Below are 22,176 nucleotides of genomic sequence, written 5' to 3' on the forward strand. Positions count from 1 at the left end.
CCTGTGCGATGGGGTGCCGCGCATGATAGCAGGCGCGAGCGGTGGGCGATCCAGCCCTTTGATGATCGTTCCCACGCTCTGTGTGGGAATGCCTCAAGGGACGCTCCGCGTCCCCGCGCGGGAAGTGACGCGGAGCGTCACGGGCTGCATTCCCACGCAGAGCGTGGGAACGATCGGTAGGGGGGTTAGTGAGAGTGGCGGGGAACTTCAGAGCCACGGCAACCAACCAGGAAATCAAAGTCGCAACCCTGATCCGCCTGCAGCACATGGTCGATATACAACTGACGATAACCGCCCACGATCAATTGCTGTGGCGGCTGCAGATCGGCCATGCGCGCCGCCAGCTCCGCATCCGGAATGTCCAGGTGCAAACGCCCGTTGGCGCAATCAAGTTCGATCCAGTCGCCTTCCTTCACTGTCGCCAAAGGCCCACCAGCCGCCGCTTCCGGTGCCACATGCAAAACCACCGTGCCATATGCCGTGCCGCTCATGCGTGCGTCGGAAATCCGCACCATGTCGGTCACGCCCTGGGCCAGCAGCTTGGCTGGCAACCCCATGTTGCCGACTTCGGCCATGCCCGGATAACCCTTCGGCCCGCAGTTTTTCATCACCAGAATTGAATGGGCGTCCACGTCCAGTTCCGGATCGTTGATCCGCGCCTTGTACATGTCGAAGTTTTCGAACACCACCGCACGCCCACGGTGTTGCATCAATTCGGCACTCGCGGCGGAAGGTTTGAGCACCGCACCCAGCGGGGCCAGGTTACCGCGCAACACACAGATGCCGCCGTCGGCGCGGATCGGGTTGTCGAGGGTGCGGATCACTTCGTCCTGGCCGTAGATCGGCGCGTCCTTGGTGTTTTCGCCGATGGTTTTGCCATTGACGGTGAGGGCATTCGGGTTCGGAATCAGGTTGGCTTCGCCGAGGCGACGCAGCACTGCGGGCAAGCCGCCGGCGTAGTAGAACTCTTCCATCAGGAAGCGCCCGGAGGGTTGCAGGTCGACGATGGTCGGCATGCCGCGACCGATGCGGGTCCAGTCATCCAGGTCCAGTTCGACACCGATGCGCCCGGCGATGGCTTTCAAGTGGATCACCGCGTTGGTCGAACCGCCGATGGCGGCGTTCACCCGAATGGCGTTTTCGAAGGCTTCCTTGGTCAGGATCTTCGACAGTTTCAAATCTTCACGCACCATCTCCACTGCGCGCATGCCGGACATGTGAGCCAGCACATAACGGCGCGCATCGACCGCCGGGATCGCCGCGTTGTGGGGCAGGGAAGTGCCGAGCGCTTCGGCCATGCAGGCCATGGTCGAGGCGGTGCCCATGGTGTTGCAGGTACCGGCCGAGCGCGACATGCCGCCCTCGGCCGCGAGGAAATCATCGAGGGTGATGGTACCGGCCTTGACCTGTTCGCTGAGCTGCCAGACCACCGTGCCCGAGCCGATGTCCTGGCCCTTGTGCTTGCCGTTGAGCATCGGCCCGCCGGTGACGACGATGGTCGGCACGTCGCAACTGGCTGCACCCATCAGCAATGCCGGGGTGGTTTTGTCGCAGCCGGTGAGCAGCACCACGCCATCGATCGGGTTACCGCGAATCGCTTCCTCGACGTCCATGCTCGCCAGGTTGCGGGTGAGCATGGCGGTGGGGCGCAGGTTCGATTCGCCGTTGGAGAACACCGGGAATTCCACTGGAAACCCGCCGGCTTCGATCACCCCACGCTTGACGTGCTCGGCGATCTGCCGGAAATGCGCGTTGCACGGGGTCAGTTCCGACCAGGTGTTGCAGATGCCGATGATCGGCTTGCCGTGGAACTGATGGTCGGCGATGCCCTGATTCTTCATCCAGCTGCGGTACATGAAGCCGTTCTTGTCGGCGGTGCCAAACCATTGGGCGGAGCGCAGGGTGGGTTTCTTATCAGACATATGATCGGTTCTCTTATTGTATGACTATATTGTTCGAGCTACGGCGTAACATAAGCGCAATTTCGGCTGCTTGGAAGTGTTGTTGGCTAAATAGTATTACTATATAGTCGTTTTCAACGGTGGGATGGCCCTGGCGATTTTCTGCGAGAGGCGTCCCCCGAGGTTCTATAACAACAACAATCGGAGACCGAACTCATGAGCCAGGAACTGCGGCTTATTCGTCGCATCACGCTGAAACTGATTCCCTTCCTGATCCTGCTGTATCTGATCGCCTATGTGGATCGCTCCGCGGTCGGTTTCGCCAAGCTGCACATGGGCGCCGACATTGGCCTGGGGGACGCGGCTTACGGCCTGGGGGCCGGGCTGTTCTTCATTGGCTACTTCCTGCTGGAAATCCCCAGCAACCTGATGCTCGACCGCTTCGGCGCCCGACGCTGGTTCGCGCGGATCATGGTCACCTGGGGCGCCATCACCATCGGCATGGCGTTCGTCCAGGGACCGAACAGCTTTTATGTAATGCGTTTTCTGCTCGGAGCGGCCGAAGCCGGGTTCTTCCCGGGCGTTCTGTACTACATCACCCAATGGTTCCCGATCCGCCATCGCGGCAAGATCCTCGGGCTGTTCATCCTTTCCCAACCCATCGCGATGATGATCACCGGCCCGGTGTCCGGCGGCTTGCTGGGCATGGATGGCATTCTTGGGCTGCACGGTTGGCAGTGGCTGTTCATCGTCATCGGTACTCCAGCGATCCTGCTGACCTGGCCAGTGCTGCGTTACTTGCCGGACGGCCCGCAACAGGTGAAATGGATGGACCAGTCTGAGAAAGACTGGCTGACCGGCGAGCTGAAAAAGGACCTGGAAGAATACGGCCAGACCCGCCACGGCAATCCGCTTCATGCACTGAAGGACAAACGCGTGTTGCTGCTGGCGCTGTTCTATCTGCCGGTGACGTTGAGCATCTACGGTCTCGGTTTGTGGTTGCCGACGTTGATCAAGCAGTTCGGTGGCACTGATCTGATGACCGGTTTCGTGTCGTCGGTGCCGTACATCTTCGGGATCATCGGTTTGCTGATTGTTCCGCGCAGTTCCGACCGCTTGAATGATCGCTACGGTCATCTGGCGGTGCTGTATGTGTTGGGCGCCATCGGTCTGTTCCTCAGCGCCTGGCTGACGGTGCCGGTGCTGCAATTGGCAGCGCTGTGCCTGGTGGCGTTCGCGCTGTTTTCCTGCACCGCAGTGTTCTGGACCTTGCCGGGTCGCTTCTTCGCCGGCGCCAGTGCGGCGGCGGGGATCGCGTTGATCAACTCGGTGGGCAACCTCGGCGGCTACATCGGTCCGTTCGTGATTGGTGCGTTGAAGGAATACACCGGCAATCTGGCGTCGGGGTTGTACTTCCTGTCTTGCGTGATGGTGTTCGGCCTGGTGCTGACGGGTGTGGTTTATCGGCTGCTGGAGCGTAAACACGTACTGCCGGCCGATGAATTTGCAGCCAGTGCGCGTGGGGCTACCCGTACCTGAGGTCAACACGATTCAAATGTGGGAGCGGCGGTGTTTTGAAGTTTTGCGTTAACAGGAGAAAATCATGCGTTTAGTTCAGTTCGAATTGAGTAACGGCGAGCGTCGTGTCGGCGTGGTCGAGGATGGCCGGGTGCGCGAAGTGCGGGATGCGCGCTCGGTGCGGGATCTGGCGCTGGCGGCGATCGAGGCGGGCGTCGGTCTTGAGCACCAGGTTCAAACCTTGGGGTTGGGCATCAGCCATGACTATTCAGCGCTGCTGGCCAATCTGCAAATCCTGCCGCCGCTGGATCACCCGGACCCGGCGCACATGCTGGTCAGCGGCACCGGCCTGACCCATCTGGGCAGCGCGTCGGCCCGGGACAAAATGCATCAGCAGGCCGGTGACGAAACTGCCATGACCGACACCCTGCGCATCTTCAAGTGGGGCGTGGAGGGCGGTAAACCCACTGCCGGCCAGGCTGGCGTGCAACCGGAGTGGTTCTACAAGGGCGACGGCAGCATCGTTGTGCGACCGGGCAAACCGTTCCCGCTGCCGCCGTTTGCTGAAGATGCCGGGGAGGAGCCTGAACTCAGCGGTCTCTATGTGATCGGCCACGATGGCAAACCGTATCGCCTCGGTTTCGCGGTGGGCAACGAGTTCTCCGATCACGTGATGGAGCGCAAGAATTACCTTTACCTGGCCCATTCGAAATTGCGCAGTTGCAGCTATGGCCCGGAGCTTCGGGTCGGCGAATTGCCCCTGCATCTGGCCGGCACCAGCCGCATCCTGCGCGAGGGTGAAGTGCTGTGGCAGAACGAGTTCCTCAGTGGCGAAGCGAACATGTGCCACAGTCTGGAAAACCTCGAGTATCACCATTTCAAATACAGCCAGTTCCTGCGCCCCGGCGATGTGCACATTCATTTCTTCGGCACCGCGACCCTGTCTTTCGCTGACGGCATCCGCACCCAACCGGGTGATGTGTTCGAGATCAGTCAGGCCGAGTTCGGCGCGCCCTTGATCAACGGCATTGAGCCCGTTGAAGCGGCGTTTGAACCCGGCACCATCGGCACACTTTAAGGAGACACCCATGACCCGGATTCTTGGTCACAACTACATTGGCGGTCAGCGCAGCGCTACTGGCACGGTCAAACTCCAGAGCGTCGATGCCAGCACTGGCGAGGCTTTGCCCCATGATTTCTATCAGGCCACCCTTGAAGAAGTCGACGCCGCCGCGAAGGCTGCCGCCGCTGCTTACCCGGCCTATCGCAGCCTGAGCGCCGAACGACGTGCGCAATTCCTCGATGCGATTGCCGATGAACTGGACGCCCTGGGCGATGAGTTCGTGGCCGTGGTTTGCCGCGAAACCGCGTTGCCGGCGGGCCGTATTCAAGGTGAGCGGGGGCGCACCAGCGGCCAGATGCGTCTGTTCGCCAAGGTGCTGCGGCGTGGTGATTTCTATGGGGCGCGGATTGATCGCGCACTGCCCGAGCGTACGCCATTGCCACGTCCGGATCTGCGTCAGTACCGCATCGGCCTCGGGCCGGTCGCGGTGTTTGGCGCGAGTAACTTTCCATTGGCGTTTTCCACGGCAGGCGGTGACACCGCTTCGGCATTGGCCGCTGGCTGCCCGGTGGTATTCAAGGCCCACAGTGGCCACATGGCAACCGCTGAATGGGTGGCCGACGCCGTGATCCGAGCGGCCGAGAAAACCGCCATGCCGGCCGGTGTGTTCAACATGATCTACGGCGGCGGGGTGGGTGAAGCGCTGGTCAAGCATTCGGCGATTCAGGCGGTCGGTTTTACCGGCTCACTGAAGGGGGGGCGTGCGTTGTGCGACATGGCCGCGGCGCGTGCGCAGCCGATTCCGGTGTTTGCCGAGATGTCGAGCATCAACCCGGTGATCGTGTTGCCGCAGGCGCTGGAAACTCGCACTGAAAACGTCGCCCGTGACCTCACGGCTTCTGTGGTGCAGGGTTGTGGTCAGTTCTGCACCAATCCGGGGTTGGTGATCGGCATTCGTTCGCCGCAGTTCAGCGCGTTCGTGCAACAGGTGGCGGGGCTGATTGGCGACCAGCCGGCTCAAACCATGCTCAATGCCGGCACCTTGAGCAGCTACGGCAAAGGCCTGCAGAAGCTTCTCGCGCATCCGAAAATCGAGCATTTGGTCGGCAACCCGCAACAAGGCAATCAGGCGCAACCGCAATTGTTCAAGGCGGATGTGAGCCTGTTGATCGAAGGCGATGAAGTGCTGCAAGAGGAAGTGTTCGGCCCGACCACGGTGTTCGTCGAAGTGGCGGATCAGGCGCAACTCAGTGCCGCGTTGAACGGTTTGCATGGGCAACTGACGGCAACGATCATCGGTGAGCCGGCGGACTTTGAACAGTTCAGCGAGCTGACGGCATTGCTGGAACAGAAAGTCGGTCGGATCCTGCTCAACGGCTATCCGACCGGCGTGGAAGTCTGCGACGCGATGGTTCATGGCGGTCCGTATCCGGCGACTTCCGATGCGCGCGGCACATCGGTGGGCACTCTGGCCATCGACCGTTTCCTGCGTCCGGTGTGTTTCCAGAACTACCCCGACAGCTTGCTGCCGGAAGCACTGAAGAACGGCAATCCGCTGCGCATTCAGCGCCTGGTCGATGGCAAGCCAACGCGTGATGCCCTCTAGCCCCCATAACTGATTGGCTTGGTCCGCCGCTGTAACTGATCGTTCCCACGCTCTGCGTGGGAATGCCTCAACGGACGCTCCGCGTTCGGCTGTTAATGTGACGCGCAGCGTCACGGGCTGCATTCCCACGCGGAGCGTGGGAACGCTCATGTGATGAGCTATCATTGCCTCTTTCTCATTCAAAGATTGACTGCCATGACTGCCGTAACCAACACCTTGATCGAAGCCCTCGAACACTGCGACATGCTGGAAATCGACGGGCTGCACGCTTTCGACTTTTCTCTCGATGAGGACGATAACCTGCACATCGAATGCATGGACGGTCGGGCGCTCAAGCGCTGGGAGTTCAGCGTGGCGCAGATCGCGGCGGCGACTTTTGATCCCGACTTGAAGAGCTGGATCATTACCGGCGATTCCGGCGAGCACCGGTTGGTGCCGATGGAAGCGTTCGGCGGTGGTGACGACGAGGACGAAACGAATGAGGATGCGTAACCTCTGGCCACTGTTGATGGCCGGCAGCGTCGCCGCAATGGGCGTGCAAGCGGCCCCGGCCGACAGTTACGAGTTGCTGGTGGGCTCCTACACCGCCGGGCAGAGCCAAGGGATTTATCGCCTGAACTTCGACAGCCGCACCGGGCAGATCGACGCCAAACCCCTGCAAGTGGTGAAGAGCGCCAATCCGTCCTGGCTGACGGTGTCCAAGGATCAACGTCGCCTGTTCGTGGTCAACGAAAACGGCCCGGGTCAGTCCGATCCGGTAGGGCGTGTCAGCAGCTATGCGATCGACCCCAAGACCCACGAGTTGAGCCTGATCAGCCAGGTGCAAACCCTGGGTAGCGAACCGACGCATTCGAGCGTCAGCGGCGACGCCAGTCACCTGTTTGTCAGCAACTACTCGGTGGCTGAAGACCCGGGCGGCACCTTGGCGGTGTTACCGGTGGGCACCGATGGCACGCTCAAACCGGTGGTGCAGATGAGCAGTCATCCGTCCAGCCGGGTCAACCCCGAGCGGCAGAAGTCGGCGCATGTGCATTCGGTGGTTTCATCGCCGGATGGCCAATACGTGTTTTCCAACGACTTGGGAGCGGACAAGATCTTCGTCTATCGCTTCGATCCCAAGGCCAATCCGGAACGGCCGTTGACCGCCGCCAAACCGGCGTCCGTCCAGTTGCCACCCGGCAGCGGGCCGCGACACTTGCTGTTCAGCGCCGATGGCAAGCACGCCTGGCTGACCCTGGAGATGAGCGCGCAGGTCGCGGTGTTCGATTACCGCGACGGCACACTTGAGCAAACGCAGTTGGTCGATCTGGCGGCGGGGCTGCCGACATCGGGCAAGGCTGCGGCTGCGCTTCACGCCTCGGCTGACGGCAAGTTCCTTTACGTCAGCAACCGTGGCACCACCAATCAGTTGCTGGTATTCGCCATCGACCCGGCGACCGGGCACCTCAAGGAGCTTCAGCGCCGCTCCGTGGACGGTGATCACCCGCGCGAGTTCAGCCTCGATCCGAGTGGCAAGTTCGTGCTGATTGCCAACCAGAAGAGCAACCAGATTGTCGTCGTCGAGCGCGATGCCAAGACCGGTCTGTTGGGTAAAACCGTGCAGAAACTGCCGATGGATGCCCCCAGCGATCTCAAGTTCCTGGTGCGTCAATAGACCGCAGGCCCCGGTTGATGGGGCCTGCAACCTTCTATTAATGAGACTGATATCGGCTAATGCTACAAAGCATTTCAAGGCGTCGACCCTCGGGAGTTAAGTTTGCTTCACGGCCCCACCGGGCAAGCAAGCCAACTGAATCGAGGAATACCGCCATGAATTTCAATCTCTTCTCCGTCATCGCCGCTTCCGCTATCTCTGCCACCGTTGCACTGCCTGCCAATGCCAACGTTGAAATCAGCGACAAAAAATCCCACACCCAAAGCTACACCCAGAAATACCTGCAACAGAGCGCCAACTTCTACGCCGCGCTGGACCACAAAACCCAACACTGAACTGTAAGCTCCGCACCTTTTATGCAGGAGCGAAGTCACTTGCCGATCGACCTGTAAGGCGTCGAAAAGCGTCGAAGTGATGTCGCTCCTGCATAACGCGTTTACGACAGCATCATATTGATATCAAGGTATTGCTTGATATCACATGGCCATGAGTTTAAATTTGGCGCTGATTTTTTGACTCCTTCCCTAAAAGGATCGACAGCATGGCGATGCGTCTGGCAGTGGTTCTCCTGTTTCTCTATTCCACCCCGATTCTGTCGGCTGCCGAGCCCGTTTCAAACGAGCCGGAGGCAGCCCGCGAGCGCTTGATGAGTTTTATCGAGGGCTGAAATACGCTGGGTTCATGATCAATAAAACTGATAGCGACTATGGATAAAGGTCGCTAGTTATCTTCTGTTTTTTGATCGATTCTGTGGGCACTGAAACACGCCCACGGAGAACATCATGGCCAGCGCAATCATCACTTCTGCCAAACACGGCGCCTACCTGGCCATCGGTCTTTACGTGGCCATGGTGTTGGTCGTCAGCTTTTCGGCGCAGTCGCAACAAAACTTTCAAGCACCGATCCAGGTCGCTTATCCCTCCATTCAATTCGAACACCGCGCTCAAAGCGTAACGGTCGATCACGCCGACGTGGCGGGAGTGGTGGGGGCATGAAAGGACGCAAATACGATTGCTACGCAGCCGAGCGGGAGCAAGTGCGCGGTGTTATTTCTGCATCACACTGGTGAACAGTTCTGACTCGATAAAGCGTTGCAACCACGCCTGCAATCGCACATAAGGCGTATGCCCGAACCACTCGCGATCCACGTGGGCGAATTGCCGTACGAACGGCATCAAGGCGACATCCGCCAGGCTCGGATGCCCGGCCAGCAAGTAGTCGCGCCCCTCCAGCAATTCATCCAGCTTGCGCAAGAACACCTCGCCCTCAGACCGGTAAAACTCCCTCGATTGCTCGGGATAACGCTCGGCGTACTTGTAGCGATTCAGGTGCCCCTTGAACACCTGATCGTTTTCTTCGATCAGTGCGGCGCTGCGTGCTTGTCCTTGCGGGTTATCTTTGAGCAACCAGTTCTGCGGATCATTCTGCGCCAGCGCCCAGCGCATGATTTCCAGGCTCTCATCCATCACCCGTCCATCCACACTCAGCACCGGCACCGTGCCTTTGCTCGACAGTGCGAGCATTTCGGCCGGTTTGGCCTTGAGGCTGACCTCGACGATATCCACCTCAACCCCTGAATAACGCAGCGCCATGCGTGCGCGCATGGCGTAGGGGCAGCGGCGGAATGAATACAGCGTATTCATTTCACCTCCAGCGTACTCAGGCCGTTGCCTTGACGGTGAACCTGAATCTGCACCGGAATCCGTTCATGCATTTCCTGCACGTGGGAAATCACCGCGACCTTGCGTCCCTGCGCTTGCAGGCCGTCGAGGGCGTCCATGGCCAGTTGCAGGGATTCTGGATCGAGGCTGCCGAAGCCTTCGTCGATAAATAACGATTCGATTTTCAGCGTGCTCGACGCCATCGACGCCAAACCGAGCGCCAACGCCAGTGACACCAGGAACGTCTCGCCGCCGGACAGCGAATGCACCGAGCGCAGTTCATCGCCCATCTCGGTGTCCATCACCAATAACCCGAGCATGCTGCCGCCACGTTTCAGGCGATAGCGTCGCACCAGTTGCCGCAACTGGACGTTGGCGTGATGCACCAGCAGGTCGAGGTTATAGGCCTGGGCGATCTTGCGGAAGGTGTCGCCGGTGGCCGAACCGATCAATGCATTAAGCCGTGCCCAGCGCTGGTATTCGGTATAGGCGTCGGCGATCTGTTGCGCCAGTGCCTGATTGGCATTCTGGCGACGCTGATCCTCGGCCTGTTCTGCGCGCAATTCGGCGCAACGATGTTCGCTGGCGGCGAACAGGTTTTGCAGCTCGGCCAGCGTCGTGGCCAGTTGTTCGGTGTCGAGATTGCCGTTGTGCTGCGCCTGATGATCGAGCAAGCGTTGATCGCGCTCCTGCAGCAGCACCTTGGCTTGCGTGATGTCGTGTTCGCTTTGCTGCAATTGTTGTCGCAGCTCGCTGAGCTGTTGGTCGTCGACGCTCAACAGATCTTCCAGTCCACCGTCGTCAAGCTCTGCATGCTGCGCACGCCAGTCGGCAATTTTGCCGCTCAGCTCGCGATCTTCAGTTTCCAGAGCCTGCGAACGTTCCTGCTGCGCCTTGAGTTCGGCGGCCAATTGCACCAACCGCGTGCGCACGGTTTGCAGTTCCTGATTGGCCGTCGCTTCGGCACTGCGCGCCTGCTCGACGGCCTGATCCAGTTGCTGCTGCCACTGTTCAGCGCTGGCATGTTCGCCCAGCAGTTGCGTCAGTTTTTCCTGGCAAGCCTGTTGCTGCCCGGCCAGCGCGGTGAACTGCTGTTGCGCGGCGTCCAACTGCTGGGTGCGGGTCTGCTGTTGGTACTGCTCTTTCTCCAGCGTCTGCTGGCGCTGTTGCTGTTCGCTGAGTTCTTCGCGCTGCTGGTCAAGTTGTTCCAGACGCTGGACGATCTGCCGGTCGAGCTGCATGAAGGTCGCGGCGGGTTCGTTGCGCAAGGCCTCCAGCGTGTCGGCTGGCAGCAGGGTGCTGAACGCCTTCAGATCTTCGTCCAGACGATGGCGATCACTGCTCAATTCACGTTGTTGGTTAATCAGGTGTTGTGTTGCTTGCTGACTCGCCGTTTCGGCATTGCGCAGTTGCTGCGCAAGGCGCGCGGCATCCTGTTGCAAAGTGAGCAGGGTGGTTTGCCGTTGTTCGTCCTGGGTGATGCTTTGGTTCAACTGGCTGCTTTGTTGCGTCAGCCAGGCATCGCGTTTGCTTACGTCCTGGGCCAGCAGTTGAGCGGACAGTGGGTGCGCTTCCAGGCTTGGCGTCAGGCCTTGTTGTTGAGCCGCGAGCTGTTCTTGCTGTTGCAGCAATTCCTTTTGCTGAGCAATCAAACCGCCGACTTCAGCGCGCAGATCGGTGAGTTTTTCCTTGAGCAGGTCGACGGCTTTCTGAGCGTTGGCCTGTTCGCTTTCATCATGCCGACCGAGGCTTTGCAGCAAGGCTTCGGGTTGATGATAAGGATGGTCCGGGCTGCCACAAACCGGGCACGGCTGATCGTCTTGCAACTGCGCGCGCAGTTCTTCGACGCTGGCACTGCGCGCCAGACGTTGACGCTCCAGCAGTTCGCGGGTGACGGTCAGGGTCTGTTCGGCGACAGTCAGTTCGGCCTTGGTTTTCACGCCGTCCTGGGTCAGACGATCGCGGTCTTGCTGAGCGGCGAGTTGCCGCTGCTGAAGCTCGGCACCGCGCTTGTCCAGTTCCTGCTGGCTGGCCCACAGTCGCGTCAACTCTTCAAAGGCTCGCAGTTGCTTGCGGTTGTCCTGCAGCAGGCTGCCGAGGATCTGAATCTGCTCAGCCACCGCTTCAGGCTCGGCGCCGGCTTCTTTGTACAACACCTCTAGGCTCTGGCGCTGTGTGGCCAGTTCCTCGGCGGCGCGGGCGGCGCTTTGCTCCAGAGCGGCCAGTTCGGCCTGGCCCTTGTTCAGGCGATTACCGATCAGCATCAGTTGTTGCAGGCGATCGCGGTAGGCGTTCCAGGCATCGCTCAATGGTGCCAGATGAGTGCTTTGCTCAAGCTCACCGGCAATCCGCTGCAACCGTTCGGCGACCTGTTTCTGTTGGTCGAGCAAACCCTGAATCGCCCCCTGGCCCTGAGTGCAGGCCTGTTCCGCCTGCTGCTTGAGGTCGGCACTGAGGGCGGCGTCCTTGACCAGACGGGAGAGGGTGCTTTGCTCTTCGAAGGCCTGACGCAGCAGGGGCGCGCTGGAGGTGTGTTGGCTTTGCGCTTGGGTCAGCGCCGTTTGTGCGGTGCTCAGGCTCTGTTCGAGTTGAGTCTGTCGCTCGGTCAGCTCGCTTTGCTGTTGCCTGTACTGCTGAATCTGCGCTGCCAACGGCGTGAGCTGGGCGGTGAGTTCGGTCTTGCGTGCGAACTGATGCCGTTGCGGGGCCAGTTGCTCCAGACGGGTCAGCTTCAAGCGCTCACCGGCCAGGCTGTTCCAGTGTTGCTGGGCGGAGTGCAATTGCTCGGTGGCGCTCTGCTGCGCGTCCTGCACCTGGCGCAGTTCCTTGAGCCAGGTGTGTTGCAACTCCAGCTGTTTGAGCTGTGCCTGCTGGGTCTTGAGTTGCTGCTGAGCGTCGTTGAAGCGCTCATCCAGCTCGGCTCGGGCTTCCGGCGACAGCGGTGTGACCCCAGTGGCCTGATCCTGCAACAGCTTGTGCGCTTCGCGAGCTTCTTTGGTCTTGTCAAAAGCACGACGACCGAGACGGGTGTAGAGCGCGGTGTCGGTGAGTTTTTCCAGCAGTTCGCTGCGGTCGTTGTCGTCCGCCTTGAGGAAGGCGCTGAACTCGCTCTGAGCCAGCATGACGGCGCGGGTGAACTGTTCGAAGTTCAGGCCCAGTACGGATTCAATCTGGCTTTTGAATTCAAGTTTCTGACTGGCGAGCAGTTGATCCTGATCGATGTCGCGAAGGCTCTGGCGACTGGCTTGCAGCTTGCCGCCGGCCTTTTCCCGGGCGCGATTGGCTTCCCAGCGTGCGCGATAACGGCGGCCATCGATGCCCACAAAATCCACTTCGGCAAAGCCTTCACCGGTGCCGCGACGCAACAGCGTGCGCGGGTCGCCCGTGCTGATTTCACCGTCGGCGTCCGGCGTCTTGGCGGACGTTTGAGCATTGCTCAGGCGCGGCACGGCACCAAACAGCGCCAGACACAGCGCATCAAGCAGTGTGCTTTTGCCGGCGCCGGTCGGCCCGGTGATCGCGAACAGGCCGGCACTGGCCAAGGGCTCAGCGGTGAAGTCGATTTCAAACGGCCCGGCCAGGGAGGCGAGGTTTTTCAGGCGGATCGCGAGGATCTTCATGGCTGTTCGCTCTCCATCTGCACGTCTTGCAACAGCTCGGCGAAGTCCTTGAGCGTTTGCTCGTCGACCTCGCTGCCGTAGTTGTCCTGCCAGGCGCGGCTGAACAGTTCCTGCGGCGTCATCTGATCCAGTTCGATCAAGGTTGTGCCGTCATCGACGCCGTCGCGGCTGCCATTGCCGGCATATTCGGCGGCAATCCGCACCAGCCGCACGGCTTTGCCTTGCAGCGCCGTTTCCACTTGATGGCGCAGGTCTGGTTGCGGTTCGTCGAGGCGGACCCGCACCTCCAGCCACGGCTGGCGCTGGATATCGGCGAGCAGATCGATGTTGGGCAGGTCGGCCAGTTGCAGCAGGATCTCCGCCAACGGCGCGGAGCCGAGGCGTTGCAAGTGGACGGAACGCGGAATCAGGCGCGGTTCGACGCTGACCAATGTTTCGCCATCGAGCTGAATATCGAGAATCTGATGCTGGTAATTGATCTCGGAGAACGACAACGGAATCGGCGAGCCGCAGTAGCGGATGCGCTCTTCACCGTTGACCTTCTGCGGCTTGTGCAAATGCCCGAGGGCGACATAGCTGATGCTCGGCCCGAACAGACTGGCGGGCAGGGCTTCGGCGTTGCCGATGATCAGACTACGCTCGGAATCTTCCGAAACCGAACCGCCAGCCATGTGCGCATGGCTGATGGCGATCAGCGCCTGGCCCGGCTTGCGCTTAACGTTGGCCGCTTCGATCAGCCATTCATGAACCTGGCCGATGCCGCGCAAGTAGTTATCGCCCAAATGCGCACCGGTCACTTCGGCGGGGCGCAGGAATGGCAGCGCCAGGCACCAGGCGGCAATTTCGCCGCTGGCATCAGGCAACGGCAGCAACAGGCGTTCGGCATCCAGTTGACCGTCATCGAGCCACAGCACGCGACCGAGGGCGTGAGTGCGCAAGCGCCGCATCAACGGCGCGGGCAATTCGATTCGCGAGCCGGAGTCATGGTTGCCGGCGATCATCACGATGGTCAGCAAGGGCTGCTGTTCGTGGGCGCTGACGATAAAGTCGTAAAGGCGTTCCTGGGCTTTGACCGGCGGATTGACCGTGTCAAAGATATCGCCGGCGATCAGCAGCACATCGGGCTGGTCCAGCTTCAGCTGGCGCAACAGCCATTCAAGGAAGCAAGCGTGCTCGAAATCGCGTTCCTGGCCGTGCAGGTTCTGCCCAAGGTGCCAGTCGGAGGTGTGAAACAGACGCAAGGCGTACTCCGTAGGAAATAAGGTAATGGCCGCGAGGAAAAGGGTGGCGGCTAAAAGGAGGAGAGTTTACTGGCAAATGTGCAAAGGAACACGGGTTTGGCGGGATGTCACGGTCCCCGTAGGAGCGAGGCTTGCCCGCGAAGAACGATAACTCGATGCATCCGTAAGACCGCGTCATCGTTCTTCGCGGGCAAGCCTCGCTCCTACAGGGGATTGGTGTGCGTCGGCAGGAAGCTGCGATTTTTTGATTCTATTTGGGATAAAGCGGCGGCAACCCAGTATCGCCAACCAGATCTTGAACCCCTTCGACCGTCGGGATCGCACGAATCGCGCGCCAGAGATCCTCGCCCTGCCAGTACTGGCCGGTTTCGCTGTACAGCGCGCCGTTCAGGCCGTCCAGCGCATCGGACAGCGGCACAAAACGCGCCGCCATGTCGGCCAGGGTTTCCGGTTGTTGCCGGGCCCAGGCGTCGAGGGCCTGGCGGGTGGCGTGGGAATCGTTGGCCTGGCAGGCGCGTTTGAGGTCGTCGAGCAAGGTGCGTGGGCTCGGGCCGGTCTGCGCCGCTCGCAGGATCGCCGGTTGCGAGCGGGCGCGCCACCAGAGGCCGAAGCCCAGCAGGGTGGTGCAGGCCAGAATCACAGTGCTGAGTTTCCACCACCAGAGGGCTTCGTTGCTGGCGCCGGACATGACCTGCGGGTTGCCCGCCGGGCTATCGACGATCAGGCTCGGATTGCTCGCCACTTGCAGTGTGCGGGCCGGCAGGCTGCTGTGTTCCAGGTGATCCTCGAAGGTGTTCCACCAGACCACTTCAACGCTCGGCAAATCAATGTTGCCGGTGCGGGTTGGCACCAGGGCTTCACGGTCCTCGCGGCTGCCGATCAAGCCGCGTTCGCTGCTCTGGTTGCCCAGCACCGGTTGATCCGGGTAACGCCGCAGGCCGTTGATCTCGGTGGCGGGCAGCGGTGGCAATTGCGAACTGGCGAGGCCTTCGGCGTTCAAGGTCAAGCTGCGGGTCAGCGAGTCGCCGACCTGCGCATGATCCGGTTCCGGGCTCCAGCTTTCGCTCAGGCTCAGGCTGCGGGCCGGCAGCCACGGAACATCGGCCGGATATGTGCCGGGTTTGGCCTTGACCGTCAGCGGGATCTCGGCGGATTTGACGCGCATCTGCTTGCCCGGTTTCGGCCCTTGAGGTGTTGCATCCTGGGACGGCCGGGTATCGACCGGCGTGGCACTGAACATCTGTGCCGGAATGGTCAATTCGCCACTGTGTTGCGGGTAGATCGCGTAGCGCATTTCGATCACGCCATGGCGCAATCCGTTGATGACTTTTTCGTAGGTGCGCGACTCGCCCAGCTGTTCGATGCGCGCATCGGGAATCTGCAAAGGAGTCAGGCTGCTGTCGTCGTACAAGGACACCGAATGGTAGATGCGCAAGGTCAGGATCGCCTGGGCCTGCACATAGACACTGTTCTGGTCGAGACTGGCCTCGATGAACACCGGCGCCAGTGTGTTGCTGCTGTCCAGGGTTTCGCTCTCGATCACCTGCACGGTAATCGGCTGGCTCTGGGTGTCGCCCAGTTGCAGCGATGGAATGACCACGCTGCCATTTTGCCGGGGCAACAGCGTGATGATCCAGCGCGTGGTCGCTTGAGTGTCGCCATTGAGCGTATTCAGTTGGTTGACTTGACGAGTGCCGCGCACCTCGAACAGCGGTTCCAGCGGGGCCAGGTCGGGTTTGCCGAACTGGGTCACGTCGCTGGTTTCCAGGGTCAGCTCGACCGTCTCGCCGGAATTCAGGCGGCTGCGATCGACGCTGGCGACCAGCCCCGCAGCCTGGGCCTGAACGGTGCAGAGCAACAGGGCGGGCAGCAATGCGAGCAAGAAGGCGGTGAAGCGGGTCATCGAGTTTTTCCCTGATCCTGATGTTGTTGCTGTTCGTACCAGAATTTACGTCTGAGCAGTTCGCCGGGGTCATCCGGGATTTTGCGCAGCCATTGCTCCAGTGCCTGGCGCTGTTCGCCTTCGATCATGTCGCTGGCGGGGGAGCGGGGTGGCGTGGTGCTTTGCTCATCCCCTAACTCGCTGCCCGGGACTTCATTGGCGCCCGGTTGCGGTGGCGTCGTGGGCGGCTGCTCGGCGTCCGGCGTGGTTTGCTCGGCGTCGGTTTTCGGCTCGCCATTGCTGGGTTGGGTGGCGCTGCCCGGCGGCGGTTCCTGGGTGATGGTTTCGGTTTTGCCCTCGGCGGTTTTGTCCGGCTCGACGGGCGGCGTTGAGGCCTTCTGTTTGAGCAGACTTTCCACCAGTGCCTTGTTGGTCAGGGCCGGGCGCAGATCCGGTTGACGTTCCAGCGCTTGTTCGTAAGCATCCAGCGCTGCTTCCAGCTCACCGCTTTTGGCCAGGGCGTTGCCCCGATTGTAGTGGGCGTGGGCGTCATTGCTTTCGGCAAACCGCTGAGCGGCGCCACTGTAGTCGCCGGCTTCATAAAGCGCCACGCCTTGCCATTGAGCATCTTCAAAATGCTGTGCAGCCTCGGCCGGGCGCTTTTGTTTGAGCAAGTGCAGGCCCTGCTGATCGGGCCGCAACCACAAGTCTTCGAAATCGAAGGCGTAACTCGGTTGCGGCAACAGGAACAGCAGCGGCAGGCAGAATAGCCAACCCCGGCGTCCGGCACAGGCGGCCAGCAATAACAGTGGCAGCAGCAGCCAGTAGCCCTGATCGGCCCAGGTGTCGAGGCGCAATGTCTGGCCGTCGTTGCGCAGATCCCGTGGGCCGTCGAGCAAGCCAAGACCGCGCAAATCGGCATCGTCCAGGCGCGCCTGGCGATAACGTCCGCCCAGACCGGTGGCAAAGGCTTTCAGGCTGGGGCCGTCCAGGTGCGGCACCAGAATTGCGCCCACGTCATCCTTGAGGAAAGAGCCGTCGTCCTGCGCGACCGGCGCACCTTCGGCGGTGCCGATACCCAGCATCAGAAATGGCGTGGGCTTGTCGTCCAGGGCCTGACGAATCCCTTGGCGTTCCTGTTCCGTCAGCGACGAACCGATCAGCAGGATTCGACCCTGGCCAAGGGCGCCTTGATCCAGCAGCGCAAGGGCTTTGGTCACCGCCAGATCGGCACGATGACCGGCCTGGGGCATCAGCGATGGCTTGAGTGCTTCCAGCAAGTTGCGACTGGTGGCCAGGTCATCCGACAGCGGCACCAAGGTATGAGCGCTGCCGGCGTAGACGATGATTGCGGTCTGCGCGTCGCTGCGGTTTTGCAGCAAGTCGAACAGTTTGCGTCGGGCTTGTTCCAGCCTGTTGGGTGCACTGTCGGTGGCGAGCATTTCCGGGGTCAGCTCAAGCAACACCACCAGCGGGTCGGCAGGTTTCTGGCTGGTTTGCTCGACGCGCTGCCAGCTCGGTCCCAGCAGGGCCAGCACGGTCAGCACCCAGGCCAGGCCCAGGGCAACCCACGGCAGTTTGCTTTCACGACCGCTGCCACCGCTGAGCAGCGCGGCATGGAAGGCCGGCGGCAGAATCATTTGCCAGCGGCCGGCGCGTTTCTGCCGGTGCCAGAGTTGCCAGAGCAACCAGCCCAGCAACGGCAACAACAGCAGCCACCAGGGGCGGAACCAGTGCGGCCAGAGGGCAATCATCGGCGCCTCCGCAGACGCAAGCGTTTGAGCCGCTGACGCCAGTCAGGCAGTTGAGTTTGCAGAAACCGCTCTTTGGTAAATAGCCTTTGCAACGGGTTGTCTGGCCAGCGCACGCGAATCACCAGCAACATGCTCAACAGCAGCGCCATCGCCAGTGGCCAGTGATACAACGCCTGGGCCGGGCGGGCTTGCGTGGGTTGCTGGGTCACCGGCTCCAGTTTGTCGAGGATGTTCTTGATCGCTTGCAATTCTTCACCGTCGTGGGCGCGGAAGTACTGGCCGCCGGTGGCTGCAGCGATGGCTTTCAAGGCCGGTTCGTCGAGGTCCAGGCTCGGGTTGATCCCAAGGAAACCCAAGGTGCCGCTTTGTTCCGGATCGGCGCCGATGCCGATCGGGTAGATTTTTACGCCTTCGTTGGCCGCCAGGCGCGCGGCGGTCAGCGGATCGATTTCGCCACCGTTGTTGGCACCGTCGGTGACCAGAATCAGCACGCGGCTTTGTGCCGGGCGTTGACGCAGACGTTTGAGGGCCAGGCCGATGGCGTCGCCAATCGCGGTGTTCTTGCCGGCGATGCCGATTCGCGCTTCGTCGAGCCACACGCGAACGGTATGCCGGTCGAAGGTCAGCGGCGCTTGCAGGTAGGCCTGGCTGCCGAACAGGATCAACCCGACCCGGTCACCGTCGCGTTTTTCGAGAAAATCACCGAGCAAATGCTGCACCAGCGACAATCGGCTGACGTCTTCGTCCTGCCACTGCATGTCGGGGAAATCCATGGAGCCGGATACATCCACCGCCACCAGCAGATCGCGGCCACTGGCGGCAACCGGCAGGGGCTCGCCGAGCCATTGCGGGCGCGACGCGGCGATCAGCAATAACAGCCACAGCAAAATGAACGGTGCTTGCTGACGCCACGCTGGCAGATTCGCCCGGGCACGGCGGCGAGCGAGGCCTTCGAGGTCGCTGAGGAAGCTGACTTTGAGCGCCGGTTCGCCACTGTCGGCCACCGGCAGCAGCACCCGCATCAGCCAGGGCAGCGGCAGCAGGGCGAAGATCCATGGCCAGGCGAGCTCAAACATGTTTGCGAATCCAGGTGTCGACGGCTTGAGTCAGGCCAGCGATGGCCTTGTCATCGAGTTTGCATTCGGGTTTGTAGGCGCCTTCCACCAGCACCATCCAGCGTGTGAGGCCGGCGGCCGGGCAGCGGTTGTCGAGGAATGCCAGCCATTTGCGCCCGTTAAGCGTATGGCTCTGGCTGTAGGGGTAATGGTTGCGGCACAGGCGTTTAAGCAAGCCGTTGAGTTGTTGCAGCCAGGCACCGGCCGGGGCGCCGTCGTAGGGTTTGGGCATCCGGGCGAGTTCGGCCAAGGCAGCGAGTCGCACCGGGTCCAGCGGTTGCTCGGCACGGACAATGGGGCGCTTGTTCGGAATGAATCGCCGTAACTGCCACACGCCGAAACCGATCAATGGCAGCAATAACAGCAGCAGCCACCAGCCCGGCGCCGGCGGCCAGAAGCCGATCGGTGGCGGGGAAATCAGCGGTTGCAGTTGATCGAGGCTGCTCATCGACCTTTCCCCGGACGCTGCGGGTTCAGGTATTCGCGCAGTTGCTCAACCATTTCGCTTTGGGTGCTCAACGGCATCAGCAATACCCGCAGTTTCTGCGCCAGCAGTTCCCAGCGGGCGATACGCGCTTCCGCTTGTGCGCGATAAGCCTGGCGCAAGTCGAAATTCAACGTGTCGAGTTCCAGCTGCGCCCCGCGTTCCGCGAAGCGTAAAAGCCCGGCAGCGGGCAGGGCGTGATCCAGCGGATCGGACACCGGCAGCAGCAACAGGTCGCAATGACGTGACAACAGGCTCAACTGCTGCTCGGCACCGTCGGACAAGGCGCGCTCATCGCAGATCACGATCACCAGGCTGCCAGGGCGCAACACTTCCCGGGCGCGGCGCAGGGCAATGCCGAAGGCGTCGCGATCCGGCTCGCGTTCGGTGTGCAGCGACTGATTGACCCGCACCAGCCGATTGAGCAATTGCAGCAGGCTCTGCTTGCTGCGTCGCGGCTTGATCTCGTAGTGTTCGTCGTCGCCGAACACCAGCCCGCCAACCCGATCGTTATGGCCCAAAGCGGCCCAGCCAATCAGGCTCGCTGCCTGAGCGGCGAGCACCGATTTGAACATCAGCCCGGAGCCGAAAAACAGCCGCCGGCTCTGTTCGACCATGATGAAAATCGGCCGTTCGCGTTCTTCATGGAATAGCTTGGTATGAGGCTCCTGGGTCCGGGCGGTGACGCGCCAGTCGATGCTGCGCACGTCGTCACCGGCCTGATAGACCCGCACCTGATCGAAGTCCACCCCGCGCCCGCGCAGTTTGGAGTGATGCAGGCCGATCAGCGGGCTGCGCTGGCTCGGCGTGGAAAACAGCTGCACTTCACGCACGCGATGACGCATCTTGATCAGCTCGGAAAGGCTGATGCGGATGCCCGGCTCAGGCGGCAGGAGGGCGTTCATCGGGGTCAAGCGACGGCTACGACGTCGAGAATCCGCTGGACCACCCGGTCCTGGTCGATGCCAGCGGCTTCGGCTTCAAAAGACAGAATGATGCGGTGGCGCAACACATCGAATAGCACCGCCTGAATGTCTTCCGGGCTGACGAAGTCGCGACCGGCCAGCCAGGCATGAGCCCGGGCGCAACGGTCGAGGGCGATGGAGCCCCGCGGGCTGGCGCCGTAGGCGATCCATTCGGCCATTTCCGGGTCGAACTTGGCCGGGATGCGCGTGGCCATGACCAGCTGCACCAGGTATTCCTCCACGGCGTCGGCCATGTACAACCCAAGGATTTCCTTGCGTGCGGCGAAAATCGCCTGCTGGCTGACCCGACGTTCGGGCTTGGTTTCGCCGTGCAACGCTTCGCCGCGAGCCTGTTGCAGAATCCGCCGTTCGACGGTGGCGTCGGGGAAGCCGATTTTCACGTGCATCAGGAAACGGTCGAGCTGGGCTTCAGGCAGCGGGTAGGTGCCTTCCTGTTCGATGGGGTTTTGCGTGGCCATGACCAGAAACAGCGGCGACAGATCATAGGTGCTGCGTCCGACGCTGACCTGGCGTTCGCCCATCGCTTCAAGCAGGGCTGACTGAACCTTGGCCGGGGCACGGTTGATTTCGTCCGCCAGCACCAGATTGTGGAAGATCGGGCCTTGCTGGAACACGAAGCTGCCGGTTTCCGGGCGATAGATTTCCGTGCCGGTGATGTCGGCCGGCAGCAGGTCGGGAGTGAACTGAATGCGATGGAACTGTGCTTCGATGCCTTCGGCGAGTTCTTTGATGGCCTTGGTCTTGGCCAGCCCCGGGGCGCCCTCGACCAGCATGTGGCCGTCGGCGAGCAAGGCGATGAGCAAGCGCTCGATGAGTTTTTCCTGGCCGAGAATCTGCGTTGAAAGAAAGGTTCGCAGCGCGAGCAGCGCTTCACGATGTTCCATCGATGACTGTTCCTGGAAAGGGTGACCGAAGACGTTCGAATAACGCCAGGGCTGGGGGCGATACTTTAATCCATCGCGGGGGGCGCCGACTAACGGCATTTTGCGCGAAGTGCGGATTAACGCTCGTTCCCACGCGGAGCGTGGGAATGATCAGTGCCCGGAAGGGAGGAGTCAGCTCAGTTGGCTTATATAGGTACCAGTGCCTTTAAGGATGTTCTGCAACGTTTCTTCCACTTCGGCCAAATCCGCTGCATCAGTGCTGTGAATGATTTCCAGCGAATCATCACCATTCAGCGCATCGGCGTCAGCGGCGGCGATTTCGATCAGCAGGCGGGTAGGGCTGAGCGTGACTTTTACGCCATCCAGCGTCGAAGGCTCGCCGTCCAGGGTGATGTCCAGCGCGTCCTCGTCCGGGTAGCGGGTCATCAGGAACATATCGCCCTGATCGCTGTGGCAGCAGAGCATGGCCATGTTGTCTTCTTCGTCATCGCGCGGGTTGACGATCAAGAGGGCGGTGGTCATTTGCATGGGGGATTCCTGGCTCGACGAGCATTGTGGAGACGAACAAAGGGCGATTCTGCCAGCAGACGGGAATTTCTGCTCGCCTGGTTGTCAGAAGATGTGTCGTGAACATCTGGGGTGTTGCTGGTCATTTCTGGTACGAATGTGCCGTAAAACCGGCCATAAAGTGCCTATTTTCCCGCATGACTGCTAGTGTTGTTCGAGGCATGGACCGCCGTTTACGTGCCGATGACCGAATATGTCGCAGCGCTGCAAGCACGGCCCTTGCTGCACTCGTTAAGCTGC

Annotated in this window: 19 protein-coding genes; 8 read left to right on the plus strand and 11 right to left on the minus strand. The window is 61.2% G+C overall.

What is annotated here, in order from left to right:
* Positions 1-185 precede the first annotated feature (185 nt).
* Positions 186-1,922 carry an IlvD/Edd family dehydratase gene (locus LOY56_RS11740; protein WP_258621935.1) on the minus strand — a complete coding sequence of 579 codons (1,737 nt, stop codon included), beginning with the start codon at positions 1,920-1,922 and terminating at the stop codon, positions 186-188.
* A gap of 195 nt (positions 1,923-2,117) precedes the next feature.
* Between LOY56_RS11740 and LOY56_RS11745 the strand changes: the two genes are divergently transcribed.
* The 8 genes from LOY56_RS11745 (at position 2,118) to LOY56_RS11780 (ending at position 8,737) form a co-directional block, all read left to right on the plus strand.
* On the plus strand, positions 2,118-3,440 hold the full coding sequence (locus tag LOY56_RS11745) for an MFS transporter (RefSeq protein ID WP_258621937.1): 1,323 nt from the start codon (positions 2,118-2,120) through the stop codon (positions 3,438-3,440).
* Positions 3,441-3,504: 64 nt separating this feature from the next.
* Positions 3,505-4,497, plus strand: coding sequence for an AraD1 family protein (gene araD1 / locus LOY56_RS11750; RefSeq protein WP_258621938.1), 993 nt, complete (start codon positions 3,505-3,507; stop codon positions 4,495-4,497).
* A 10-nt stretch (positions 4,498-4,507) separates the two neighbouring features.
* On the plus strand, positions 4,508-6,088 hold the full coding sequence (locus LOY56_RS11755) for an aldehyde dehydrogenase (NADP(+)) (protein WP_258621940.1): 1,581 nt from the start codon (positions 4,508-4,510) through the stop codon (positions 6,086-6,088).
* Between the two features lie 195 nt (positions 6,089-6,283).
* The gene (locus LOY56_RS11760) at positions 6,284-6,580 is read left to right on the plus strand and encodes a DUF5629 family protein (RefSeq protein ID WP_258621942.1); all 297 of its coding nucleotides are present in this window, start codon (positions 6,284-6,286) and stop codon (positions 6,578-6,580) included.
* Positions 6,573-7,742: a lactonase family protein gene (locus tag LOY56_RS11765; protein WP_258621944.1), complete on the plus strand. Its 1,170-nt coding sequence runs from the start codon at positions 6,573-6,575 to the stop codon at positions 7,740-7,742. The genes LOY56_RS11760 and LOY56_RS11765 overlap by 8 nt, the downstream gene beginning before the upstream one ends.
* A 155-nt stretch (positions 7,743-7,897) precedes the next feature.
* Complete coding sequence (locus LOY56_RS11770) at positions 7,898-8,077, plus strand: hypothetical protein (RefSeq protein WP_258621946.1); 180 nt, start codon at positions 7,898-7,900, stop codon at positions 8,075-8,077.
* A 206-nt stretch (positions 8,078-8,283) separates the two neighbouring features.
* Positions 8,284-8,409 (plus strand): hypothetical protein, encoded by a 126-nt coding sequence (locus LOY56_RS11775; protein ID WP_258621948.1) that lies wholly within the window; start codon positions 8,284-8,286, stop codon positions 8,407-8,409.
* 115 nt (positions 8,410-8,524) lie between these two features.
* Positions 8,525-8,737 (plus strand): hypothetical protein, encoded by a 213-nt coding sequence (locus LOY56_RS11780; RefSeq protein WP_258621950.1) that lies wholly within the window; start codon positions 8,525-8,527, stop codon positions 8,735-8,737.
* A gap of 51 nt (positions 8,738-8,788) precedes the next feature.
* Here LOY56_RS11780 and LOY56_RS11785 read toward each other — a convergent pair whose 3' ends face one another.
* The 10 genes from LOY56_RS11785 to LOY56_RS11830 all read right to left on the minus strand — a co-directional run bounded on the left by LOY56_RS11785 (position 8,789) and on the right by LOY56_RS11830 (position 21,897).
* Positions 8,789-9,385, minus strand: coding sequence for a glutathione S-transferase (locus LOY56_RS11785; RefSeq protein ID WP_258621952.1), 597 nt, complete (start codon positions 9,383-9,385; stop codon positions 8,789-8,791).
* The gene (locus LOY56_RS11790) at positions 9,382-13,023 is read right to left on the minus strand and encodes an AAA family ATPase (protein ID WP_258621954.1); all 3,642 of its coding nucleotides are present in this window, start codon (positions 13,021-13,023) and stop codon (positions 9,382-9,384) included. Before LOY56_RS11790 ends, LOY56_RS11785 begins: the two co-directional genes overlap by 4 nt.
* The gene (locus LOY56_RS11795; protein WP_258621956.1) at positions 13,020-14,264 is read right to left on the minus strand and encodes an exonuclease SbcCD subunit D C-terminal domain-containing protein; all 1,245 of its coding nucleotides are present in this window, start codon (positions 14,262-14,264) and stop codon (positions 13,020-13,022) included. The genes LOY56_RS11790 and LOY56_RS11795 overlap by 4 nt, the downstream gene beginning before the upstream one ends.
* A gap of 250 nt (positions 14,265-14,514) precedes the next feature.
* Positions 14,515-16,167, minus strand: coding sequence for a BatD family protein (locus LOY56_RS11800; RefSeq protein ID WP_258621958.1), 1,653 nt, complete (start codon positions 16,165-16,167; stop codon positions 14,515-14,517).
* A complete protein-coding gene (locus tag LOY56_RS11805) occupies positions 16,164-17,900 on the minus strand; it encodes a VWA domain-containing protein (protein WP_258621960.1) in 1,737 nt (578 codons plus the stop codon). Before LOY56_RS11805 ends, LOY56_RS11800 begins: the two co-directional genes overlap by 4 nt.
* Positions 17,897-18,976 (minus strand): VWA domain-containing protein, encoded by a 1,080-nt coding sequence (locus LOY56_RS11810; RefSeq protein WP_258621962.1) that lies wholly within the window; start codon positions 18,974-18,976, stop codon positions 17,897-17,899. Before LOY56_RS11810 ends, LOY56_RS11805 begins: the two co-directional genes overlap by 4 nt.
* The gene (locus LOY56_RS11815; protein WP_258621964.1) at positions 18,969-19,463 is read right to left on the minus strand and encodes a DUF4381 domain-containing protein; all 495 of its coding nucleotides are present in this window, start codon (positions 19,461-19,463) and stop codon (positions 18,969-18,971) included. The genes LOY56_RS11810 and LOY56_RS11815 overlap by 8 nt, the downstream gene beginning before the upstream one ends.
* The gene (locus LOY56_RS11820) at positions 19,460-20,404 is read right to left on the minus strand and encodes a DUF58 domain-containing protein (protein ID WP_258621965.1); all 945 of its coding nucleotides are present in this window, start codon (positions 20,402-20,404) and stop codon (positions 19,460-19,462) included. Before LOY56_RS11820 ends, LOY56_RS11815 begins: the two co-directional genes overlap by 4 nt.
* Before the next feature lie 5 nt (positions 20,405-20,409).
* Positions 20,410-21,369, minus strand: a complete 960-nt coding sequence (locus tag LOY56_RS11825) for a MoxR family ATPase (protein ID WP_008067939.1) — start codon at positions 21,367-21,369, stop codon at positions 20,410-20,412.
* Between the two features lie 171 nt (positions 21,370-21,540).
* On the minus strand, positions 21,541-21,897 hold the full coding sequence (locus LOY56_RS11830) for a hypothetical protein (protein WP_258621969.1): 357 nt from the start codon (positions 21,895-21,897) through the stop codon (positions 21,541-21,543).
* Positions 21,898-22,176: the final 279 nt, after the last annotated feature.

It is taken from the genome of Pseudomonas sp. B21-048, from assembly GCF_024748615.1.
Lineage (GTDB): Bacteria > Pseudomonadota > Gammaproteobacteria > Pseudomonadales > Pseudomonadaceae > Aquipseudomonas.